The following is a 9,604-nucleotide window of genomic DNA, read 5'->3' as shown; positions in this document are numbered from 1 at the left end:
AAAGACGCTCGAAATGCGCCGCTTGCATCACCGCCAGCACGCCGCATAATCAAACCAACCAGATGAGCCAAACTCTCTCTTAGCTTGAGCCGCATTTGGTGCCAAAAAACCCGACGATGGACAATCAACACGACCGGTGGTCTGGCGGGCTGCCCCGATCTGCACGCATTGCAGGATGCCTTTATCCAGGGCTTTGCCGCGCAATGTGGATTTTGCACATCCGGCATGCTGATGGCCGCCAAGGCGTTGTTGGATGCGAACCCTACCCCTTCGCGTGATGAGGTGATCGAGGCGATCTCCGGCAACCTATGCCGCTGCACCGGGTACGAGCCCATCGTTGACGCGATCCTCACCGCCGCCGCCCGTCTGCACGGGGGGGGCCGTCTAGATGTCCAGCATCGAGTTTCGCAAAAACCTGTTCGCAGATGAGCGGGATGACGACCTTAAGGAAATCGGCAAGCCCACAATCCGCCAAGACATCCTGGGCCATGTGACGGGTCGGACGGCCTATTACGACGACTACCTCTTTGACGGGCTGCTCCATATGCGCGCCGTCCGGTCGCCCCACCACCACGCACAGATCCGCTCCATCGATACCTCTGTTGCTGAAAAGATGCCGGGCATCCGCCGCGTGGCAACGGCCAAGGATGTGCCGAACAACCTCAACACATTGTTATAGCTGATAAATTTCGGTAGAAATGATGAACCGCTCCGCGCCTATGACAAGGTTCGGTACTTGGGCGAAACGGTGGCCTGGGTGATCGCCGATACCGAACGACAGGCGCGGGATGCCGTCGCCCTGGTGCGGGTCGACTACGCCGTGCTGCCCCACGTGCTGGATGTCGAAAAGGCGCCGGCGCCCAACACCCCCGTCGTGAATGAGATCTATCCCAACAACAGCTTCGACTATCACGGCAAATACGATCACCAAAAGCTGCGCTTTGGGGACGTGAACGCCGCCTTCGCCCAGGCCGATCACGTGGTTGAGGCCGAATACCACATGTCGCCCATCGAACAGGCCCCGATTGAGACCTGCGGCACCATCTCAGCACCCGAAACCAATGACCACTTTGCCTGTCATACCAATACCCAGGCGCTGTTCTTTTCCCTGGGCAACACGGTAAAGCTTTTGAACATCGCCTCATCCCGGTTGCATTTCATCGGCGGCACGGCTGGGGGAGGGTTCGGCGGTAAGGTCGACTCCATCGTGGAGCCGACCGCCGTTCTGGGCGCGATGCTCACCGGGCGTCCGGTGAAATTTGCCTGGGACTGGTATGAGGAAATGCAGGGCGGCGAGCGCTGGCGGCTGAAAGATAGCGTCATGAACGATGGCCACATCGTCGCGCGCGAATTCACCGGCTTCTTCGACAGCGGCGCCTATATGCGACTGTCACCCTACGCGATCATCAAAGGCACGGGACATTTGCCGGGGCCCTATTCCATCCCCAACGTTGGCATCCAACGTCTATTGCTGCATCACCAACCGCACGCCCGCGACGGCCATGCGCGGCTTTGGGATCACGGCGGTGGATTTCACCATGGAATGCCAGATGGACCGCGTGGCCGAAGCCGTCAGCATGGATCCGGTCGAGCTACGGATCCTCAACGCCTATCGCGACGGCGATATGAAAGCCCACCGGAGGGTCGCCAAGAACACCGCCCTGATCGAATGCTGTCAGGTCGCCGCGGCAAAGGCCGATTGGGCGATATCGCAACAGGCGGCGGCGCAATCTTCCCTTGCGCCTCTGCCGGAGCGACACCAGATCCCCGAAACCGTCACCGATGAAGAGGGCAAAATCGGAGAGCGGCGCGCGGGCCGCGTCGCCAGCACGGCCCTCAGCGCGCATCCGACGGGACGTGTCCCCGCGGGGACACGGCGCGACGCCATCGCCGGTGCGCCTGTTCAGAACGTGGATATGCAGATCGATGCAGACCGGATCGGGCACAAAATGGGATCGACCCCGGCAACCATCCCGGCACCGGCAGCAACAGCGGAAACGGGCCCAACCATGCCAACGGCGACTCCTCCACCCGCGCAAACGGCACGACCAACCGCGTCAAGCCCAGCGCCTCCGCCAGCCCCACCATCCGCATCAAGCCCACCGCCGATGGCCCCGCCCGAGCCCTGTAAACCAGCCACGCCATTTTCAGGCGGGGTCAGGCGACCTGACAGTTCGCCTGTCACCTCTGGCTACAGGAAGCGCTGAGATGGCCATCCAGAAAGGACGCGGGTTCGCCTGCATCAACTATCCCATAGGCATGAACCTTGGGGGCGATCCGTCCCAGGCGCTGATCCATTCCACACCGGACGGGAAGTTCATGGTGGCGCCGTCCTCCATCGACCTGGGCCAGGGGATGAAATCCGTGACCCGGCAGATCGCGTCTGAAACGTTGGGCATCCCGGTTGCGGATGTCTATGTCGATATGGCCGACAGCGATACCGGCCCGCATTGCATGGGCTCCTTTGCCTCCCGTGGGACCCACCGGGTGGGCAATGCCGTCATCCGTGCCGCTGCCGAAGCACGCAAACAGATGATGGAAGCCGCCGCCGAAGAGCTGGAGGTAAACGCCACCGATCTGGATACGGACGGAACAGGCAACATCCATGTAAAAGGTGCGCCATCGCGATCCATCACCGTGGCCGAAACGGCCATCGCCGCCCAGTTCAAGCAGGGCCGCACCTTGTCCGGTCGCGGCATCTTTCTGATGCCACCATCGGAGGCGGATCCCGAAACCGGTGATATGACCCCCGTGATCTGCTTTGCCCATGCCGCCTTGGTCATCGACCTGGAAGTGGATGACGAGACCGGCGACGTTACGGTCAACCACATCAACTCTGCCTATGAAGTGGGCCGCGCGCTGAACCCCAAGCTGGTTGAACAACAGCTAATCGGCGGTGCCTGGATGGGTGTCAGCCACGCGCTTTGTGAAACGACCGAACCCTGCTATCCTCCACGCGACCACGGGCCAGAGGATTTCAACACCTACCTGCAGCCTGGTCCGGGCCAGATCGTCCCCCCATGATATCGCCGTTCTCGAACGCCCCGCCGAGGATGCGCCATTCGGGGGCAAGGGCCCGGGCGAGATGTGTACCAACCCGTCCTGCCCACCATTGCCAACGCGATTTACAACGCGGTCGGCGTGCGCTGTGACTATCTGCCGATCACGCCTGAAAAGGTGTTGCGCGGTACCCGCGAAAATGGCGGCACACGGCCACAGGCGATGCGCGCCTAGATGGTCGTCAGGCCCAACATATCCGGGATCGAAACGCCTGCCGGCCTGCAAAAGGCCCTAGTCGATGCGCAGTACCTGGCGGACGATGCGCTGGCGACCGCGGCCTATCTGGCGCTGGCCTTGGGCAAACCGATGTTGCTGGAAGGCGCGCCAGGCGTCGGCAAGACGGAAGCCGCCAAAGCGCTGGGCGGGGTGCTGGGCCGCAACGTGATCCGTCTGCAATGCTTTCAAGGGATAGACGCAGCGGCGGCTTTGTATGAATGGAAATATCCGCGCCAGATGTTGGCCATTCGCCAGGCCGGTGACGATTATGTCAATTTGTATGGTGAGGATTTCGTGCTGGAGTGGCCCTTGCTGTCGGTTCTGCGCAACCCGGGTCAATCGCTGCTTTTGATTGATGAGATTGACCGCGCCGACCAGGAATTTGAGGCATTCCTGCTGGAATTCCTATCAGATTTCACCATCTCGATCCCTGAAACGGGGACGGTGCGGGCGACGCAGCGGCCAGTCGTCGTCCTGACCTCGAACCGCGCCCGCGACCTGCATGAGGCGCTGCGCCGTCGCTGTGTCTACCATTGGATCGACTACCCCGATCCCGCGCTTGAGGCGCAGATCGTGATGACCCGCGCAAGTTCGGTGGCCCAGGCCACCGCGCAGGCGGTGGTGGCCAGCGTCGGAATGCTGCGTCAGGAGCCGCTGGCCAAACCGCCGGGTGTGGCCGAAACCGTGGAATGGGCGAAGCCGCGACGTTGCTCAATACCCAGGGCGCGCGGTGGCCCGAGGCGTTCAAACGCTCCATCGGTGTGGCCCTGAAGGACCATCACGACCTGACCTATATGGCGGATCGCCTCTCCGGCGTTTTGCCGGGGGAGGCCGCATGACCCTGCCCCGCCCCTTGGATCCGTTCCTCCGCTTTGCCGAGGCCTCGCGCGGCGCGCGATTTATAGTGTAACCCGTTCAAGATATTGATTTTGTTAAATATATTGCTATTCTTGGTCCTCAGAGTATGACCGATATCTACCGCGCGGCTCGTGCACTTTTCGCGATCCCGCCCAAGCGAACAGCAGAATTTGACGCCCTGTTTCGCGCGGTGTTCCTGGGCGAGGTCATCCAGGCCCCCGCCGATGGGGATGAAGACGACGAGGTCGAGGCATTCGAACCGGGTCAGGATACCCGGCAGATCGAGGCAAAGGACGATCAAAGCGAGGTCGGTGCCGAAGCCACGGTAGCGGAGCGCCTGTCACAGCGCAGCCTGACGGAGGGCGACCACCCCCTGCAACGGTTGCGACGCGACGCACCGGGGGCGCTGCCCCGCCGCGCATCCTATCGCCGGATGCGCGCCAATTCCGGTGACCAGATCGATATGCGGCGCACGCTGCGGGACGCGGCCAAGTGCGATGGCAACGTGTTGCGCCTGTTTTAAAGCAAGCGCAAGCAGCGCCAGCGGCGTGTTTTGTTGCTGATCGATGTCTCCGGCTCCATGGCGGATCGGACGGAGCCGCTATTGTGCCTGGCCCATGCCGTTACGCAGGCGGCGGACCAGGCGGAGGTGTTTACTCTGGGCACGCGCCTCACCCGGATCACGCAGGCGCTGAAGGTCAGCGATAGGCGGCAGGCCTTGGCCCGTGCCAGCGCGGCCGTTGCCGACATCGATGGCGGGACGCGGATCGGTGATGCGCTGGCCGCGTTCCTGGCAGTACCCCGCTATACGGGTTTTGCGCGCGGCGGGGCTGTTCTGGTGCTGTCGGACCGGTTGGAACGCGGCACGCCCGACGCGATGGTTGACGCCGTGCGCCGCCTGTCACGCGCTGCGTGGCGGCTGGACTGGCTTACCCCGCTTGCCGCAGACCCGAATTATGAACCGCGCACCGCCGGGCTTACCGGTATCCTGCCGGTCTTGGATCATCTGGGGGATGGCGCCTCCACCGACGCCGTGACCGACCACATTCTGACCATGGCGAGGCGCTGGATGATCGGTGCCATCACCATATCTGGCTACAAAAGGACCTGCCCTGGCTGCTGAGCCCGGAACACCCGCGCATCTTTGGCCCCTACCGCGCGATCATGCGCGATTATACGGCGTCGGAATTTCTGGCCGATCTGGCGGGGACCGGGATCGCGAAAACTGTCTATGTCCAGGCCAATTGGGCGCCCAACTGGTTTGAGGATGAGGTCGCTTGGCTTCAGGACCAAACCGATGAATATGGCACGATATCCGGCATCGTGGGCTATGCCTATTTTACCGGTGACATCGTCCAGCAGTTGGATCGGCTGAAGAAATATCCGCTGATGCGGGGGATCCGGCAGCAATTCCACTGGCACGACAATCCACTTTACCGCTTTGCCAAGGACCCGGACCTGTGCCGCCATCCGCAGATCCAGGCCAATGTCGCCAAGCTTGCCGATTATGGATGGTCCTTTGATCTGCAGGTGTTTTCCGGGCAGATGGCAGGGGCGGCCGACCTGGCGCGCGCCTGCCCTGATGTGGCGTTCATCCTGCAACATGCCGGGATGAAAGAGGACCTGAGGGATGCCTGGCACGCCGCCTGGTTTGAGGCGATGAAACGCCTGGCCGATTGCCCGAATGTCGTGACCAAGCTGTCGGCCTTTGGCACATTCATCCACCGCAATGACCCGGATTTCATCGCGCAGATGGTAACGGATACCGAGGCCCTATTTGGGGCGGATCGCTGCATATATGGATCCAACTTCCCGATTGAGAAGCTTTGGACCAGTTATCTGCAACTTTCAACGCCTTCGAGGACGCCACCAAGGCGCTGTCCAGGAAAAAGCAGAAGGCAATTTTCAATGCCACGGCCGCCCGTGTCTATCGTCTTTGAGGGAGGACAAAGGATGGCTTTGCAAATTCACGTGTTGGATTACGGGGATATCGAGCTGAAAACCAGCTTTCTGGTTCTGGGCCATGAATGCGGGCGGACCCGGCGCGTGCCCGTCTATGGCTTCCTGATCACCGGTGGGAATATCCCGTGCTGGTCGATACGGGGTATCGCGACAACGCGATCATGGAGAGCCTGGGCATGCGGTGGCTGCAATTTCATGACAACATGATCGAACAGCAGCTGGCGCGCCATGGGCTGAAACTGGGCGATATCTGCTACATCCTGCACACCCATCTGCATATCGACCATGCCGAGCAGGACGATAAATTCCCGATGAACACAACGGTGGTGCTGAACCGGCGCGAGATGGAGTTCAGCGTCTCTGGCATCATGTTCCCGCAATATCGAAAGCCCGACATCAAGCACTTGGTGGACCGGATCTACGAACCCGAAGCGATCCGTTTTCTCGACCTTGATATCACCACCGCGGAAGAGATCATTCCCGGTATCCGGTGCGCATATGCCGGAGCCCATACCGAAGGGTCGATGAAAGTGGTCGTGGAAACGGCGGAGGGTCTGGCCTGTATCTGCGGCGATGTCATCTATGATTTCAACGACCAGGTCGTGAACCATATCTATACCAACAACTGGATGGAGCCGCGCGTCACCGGCAACCATTCCCAGTCCAAGCGGGAAGAAAAGGGCGCGATCAAGAAGTTGCTGAACAACTACACCTTCCTGCTGCCGATCCATGACAAACCGGCCAAGATCGAACGGCAAAAGGTGGTGGGCCGTCTGGCCATGCAGGTGCCCGGCCCGCTGACAGAGACGTTGCCCGATAGGCCGTGGTTCCCGGTCTAAGCCATGCATCACGCCATCGCAGACAAGTTCCACACACTGATCGATGTGGACGCCCCGATTGAGGCATTGGGCACAGGTTTTACCTTCACCGAAGGGCCACTATGGCATCCGGTTGAGCAAACGCTGATTTTTTCGGACATGCCGGGCGATGTGCGTCGCAAATACACGTCCGGGCAGGGGATCACCGAAATCGCACGCCCGTCGAACAAGGGCAACGGCATGACCTATGATGCCGCCTTGAACCTGCTGGTCTGTGAGCATTCCACCAGCTCGGTCGTGCGGATCATGCCTGACGGCGCGCCAGAAACGCTGTGCACCCATTTTGAAGGGCAGGAGCTTAACAGCCCCAATAACATTGTCGTTGGCAATGATGGGTCGATCTACTTCACCGACCCGACCTATGGCCGAATGGAGGGTTTTGGCGTTCCGCATCAGACCCAGCAGGGCTTTCAAGGTGTCTATCGCCTGCCGCCGGGCCACAAACCGGGGTACGCGCGGCAACTGGTCGTGGATCGCGCAACCTTTGGCCAACCCAACGGCCTGTGCTTTTCACCATGCCAGAAATGGATGTGGGTGAACGACACCCAGCAGGCCAATATCCGTATGTATGACATCGCCCCGATGGTCGGCTGATCAATGGCCGGATCTTTGCAGGCGGCATCATCGATGACGACCTGACTGGTGTGCCGGACGGCATGAAAGCCGATGAACACGGCAACGTCTATGTCACCGTACCCGGCGGGATCTGGGTCTATTCCTTTGAGGGTTATTTGATGGGCAAGATCACCTGCCCCAAATTGGTCGCCATATCCACTGGGGTGGGCCGGATTGGTCGACCCTCTATATCTTCGCGACCACCTCGCTTTATGCACTGAAGACCAAGGTTAAGGGCCAGGATGAGCCATTCATGCTGGCCTGCAGCGGGGGTTGAAAGACAATAACGCCCTCGTGCACGGGACATGGGGCGTAGCGCCTGGCCCCGGTGTTGAACCTCAGCCCGGCGATCTGATGGTTGAAAAGATGAGCATGAGCGCGTGGGATACCTCTCGCCTAGAGGCCTACCTGCACCATGGCGGCCGCGACACGATCATCAATACGGGCAGCTGGACCAATATGAGCGTCGAACACACGACCCGAACCGGCGCCGACAAGGGCTTTCGCATGGTCGTGCCCGAAAATGCCTGTTCGGCCCGCAATCATGATTGGCACCGCGCTTCGATCAATTACGCAATGCAGGATATCGCCACTGCCACAAAGGTGGGCACCGTCATTGCCGCACTGCGATAGGCAGGGCACCACGCCAGTGCGCGTCAAAGCGTGATCCCAAGAGATACAACCTGTCGACAGCCTCACCTGACCGGCCGGCTGTCGCGAATTTGGGGAGGCGTTACGTTGCCCGCTGGCGGCGGGAGACAAAACCGACCGCAGCAAAACCGGCAAGCAACAACGGCAACGATGCCGGAAGAGGCACAGCCGACACTTCGAACGAGATGTTGTCGATCGCGCCTGAAGCTGCACCAAAATCAAATGTCAGGCTTGTCACGCCGGCCCAGCCTAGGCCGGAAAACGATTGAAACTGGTTGTCATAATCCAGGCTAAGGCCACTGATGGACTCGCCGGTATCGGACGTCACCTTGAAGTTCGTCACATCATCCAGAACGTCAAACCCGGTGAACCTGATCGCCTGGTCGAAATTGAACGTGATTTTCCCACCTGTCCCGTTGTCATCAGGATCGCTCGCATCACCGTCTTCGGAGACGATGAGGATCTTGCCCGGGTTCAACGTCGCGGCACCCACTGTGGGTGTGCCGTTATGCGTGGATCCGGTGAAGCTGTCATAGAATGGCGCCTCAAGGTCGTCATCACCGCCGGTAAAGTTGTTGGAGTCGAACACCATCGCCTGGTTCACCGCACCGCCAACCGCGCTCACCGTGCCCGTGACGCCACCGGCGGTGAACGAGGTCACGACATCACCTGCCGCGAATGTCTCAAAATCGATGACAGCAGCCGAGGCGCCACCTGCGATCATGATAGCTGCAAACGCCGCCAAAGATACTCTCATTTGATAGGTCCCACTGCACTACGTAATTCATAAACCACGTTCGCCTTAGACCTTGGTCCGGCCAGAATTATGGCCATCCCAGGTGGAATAGTGTCAAAATCTGGGACGCTGATCAAACGACGCAGCGTAAAAGCGGTAGGCTTTGAATCAGGGGCCCGGCTATGCCTCCCCTGGTTCCGCCCGAACTAAGGGGCAAAGGTCGCGGCCTTGGCTCATCATCTTTCCAGCAGGCGACTATTTATCCATTTGGGCTACCGCTCCCGGTTGTCACGTCAGGGGATCTCCCTCAGCGACCGGCAGCACATTGATGTCCCTCTATCATCGACCTGCCATCGGCTGCGCAGGTTTCGGTCGAAACCAACGCCAGATCGCAACCAGTCCTTGGCAAATGGACCACAGTCTGACGAATGGGTCAGCTGTGATGGTGGCGCTGGAGCATGCGGAAACCGGCTGTCCCAGTGATGGTTTGAGGAAGATCAATCTGCGCTGCTCGATTGGCGCTATCGTCTGGCAACGATGTGCCGCGGCCATGTTTCCGGTTGGCCAAACGTGCCACTTGAGACCCGCGAGCGTGATGCGTTTTTTGCGCGTTGCCCGGCTAAATTGA

General features: G+C 60.3%; 12 protein-coding genes and 2 pseudogenes. 13 read left to right on the top strand and 1 reads right to left on the bottom strand.

Translation table 11 applies throughout. The features are described from left to right. Positions 1-183 precede the first annotated feature (183 nt). The 13 genes and pseudogenes from IU397_RS16310 (at position 184) to IU397_RS23375 (ending at position 8,222) form a co-directional block, all read left to right on the top strand. On the top strand, positions 184-429 hold the full coding sequence (locus IU397_RS16310) for a (2Fe-2S)-binding protein (RefSeq protein WP_370541711.1): 246 nt from the start codon (positions 184-186) through the stop codon (positions 427-429). Beyond that, positions 389-1,399, top strand: a pseudogene (locus tag IU397_RS23395) (xanthine dehydrogenase family protein molybdopterin-binding subunit); the annotation flags it as partial. The gene IU397_RS16310 and the pseudogene IU397_RS23395, both read left to right, overlap by 41 nt. Then, positions 1,329-2,207, top strand: coding sequence for a molybdopterin cofactor-binding domain-containing protein (locus IU397_RS23735; RefSeq protein ID WP_304519786.1), 879 nt, complete (start codon positions 1,329-1,331; stop codon positions 2,205-2,207). The pseudogene IU397_RS23395 and the gene IU397_RS23735, both read left to right, overlap by 71 nt. A gap of 1 nt (position 2,208) precedes the next feature. After that, positions 2,209-3,024: a molybdopterin cofactor-binding domain-containing protein gene (locus tag IU397_RS16300; protein ID WP_239479865.1), complete on the top strand. Its 816-nt coding sequence runs from the start codon at positions 2,209-2,211 to the stop codon at positions 3,022-3,024. A 63-nt stretch (positions 3,025-3,087) separates the two neighbouring features. Continuing rightward, complete coding sequence (locus tag IU397_RS23385; protein ID WP_239479864.1) at positions 3,088-3,234, top strand: hypothetical protein; 147 nt, start codon at positions 3,088-3,090, stop codon at positions 3,232-3,234. After that, the gene (locus tag IU397_RS16295) at positions 3,235-4,047 is read left to right on the top strand and encodes a MoxR family ATPase (RefSeq protein ID WP_239479863.1); all 813 of its coding nucleotides are present in this window, start codon (positions 3,235-3,237) and stop codon (positions 4,045-4,047) included. A gap of 193 nt (positions 4,048-4,240) precedes the next feature. Further along, on the top strand, positions 4,241-4,657 hold the full coding sequence (locus tag IU397_RS16290; RefSeq protein WP_204415767.1) for a hypothetical protein: 417 nt from the start codon (positions 4,241-4,243) through the stop codon (positions 4,655-4,657). Between the two features lie 15 nt (positions 4,658-4,672). After that, positions 4,673-5,257 (top strand): annotated as a pseudogene (locus IU397_RS16285) (VWA domain-containing protein); the annotation flags it as partial. Continuing rightward, positions 5,200-6,303 carry an amidohydrolase family protein gene (locus IU397_RS16280; protein WP_370541710.1) on the top strand — a complete coding sequence of 368 codons (1,104 nt, stop codon included), beginning with the start codon at positions 5,200-5,202 and terminating at the stop codon, positions 6,301-6,303. The pseudogene IU397_RS16285 and the gene IU397_RS16280, both read left to right, overlap by 58 nt. After that, positions 6,273-6,935: an MBL fold metallo-hydrolase gene (locus IU397_RS16275; protein ID WP_239479862.1), complete on the top strand. Its 663-nt coding sequence runs from the start codon at positions 6,273-6,275 to the stop codon at positions 6,933-6,935. Before IU397_RS16280 ends, IU397_RS16275 begins: the two co-directional genes overlap by 31 nt. Positions 6,936-6,938: 3 nt before the next feature. After that, positions 6,939-7,568 carry an SMP-30/gluconolactonase/LRE family protein gene (locus tag IU397_RS23380; RefSeq protein WP_239479861.1) on the top strand — a complete coding sequence of 210 codons (630 nt, stop codon included), beginning with the start codon at positions 6,939-6,941 and terminating at the stop codon, positions 7,566-7,568. Beyond that, positions 7,565-7,810, top strand: coding sequence for a hypothetical protein (locus IU397_RS23965; protein WP_370541709.1), 246 nt, complete (start codon positions 7,565-7,567; stop codon positions 7,808-7,810). The genes IU397_RS23380 and IU397_RS23965 overlap by 4 nt, the downstream gene beginning before the upstream one ends. Positions 7,811-7,862: 52 nt before the next feature. Next, on the top strand, positions 7,863-8,222 hold the full coding sequence (locus tag IU397_RS23375; protein ID WP_239479860.1) for a cysteine hydrolase: 360 nt from the start codon (positions 7,863-7,865) through the stop codon (positions 8,220-8,222). Positions 8,223-8,322: 100 nt separating this feature from the next. Here IU397_RS23375 and IU397_RS16265 read toward each other — a convergent pair whose 3' ends face one another. Further along, on the bottom strand, positions 8,323-8,997 hold the full coding sequence (locus IU397_RS16265; protein WP_239479859.1) for a VPLPA-CTERM sorting domain-containing protein: 675 nt from the start codon (positions 8,995-8,997) through the stop codon (positions 8,323-8,325). Positions 8,998-9,604 lie beyond the last annotated feature (607 nt).

Source organism: Actibacterium sp. 188UL27-1 (assembly GCF_016901225.1).
Lineage (GTDB): Bacteria > Pseudomonadota > Alphaproteobacteria > Rhodobacterales > Rhodobacteraceae > 188UL27-1.
Note: the sequence above shows the minus strand (reverse complement) of the source record. Positions and strands in the feature narration are given on the sequence as shown.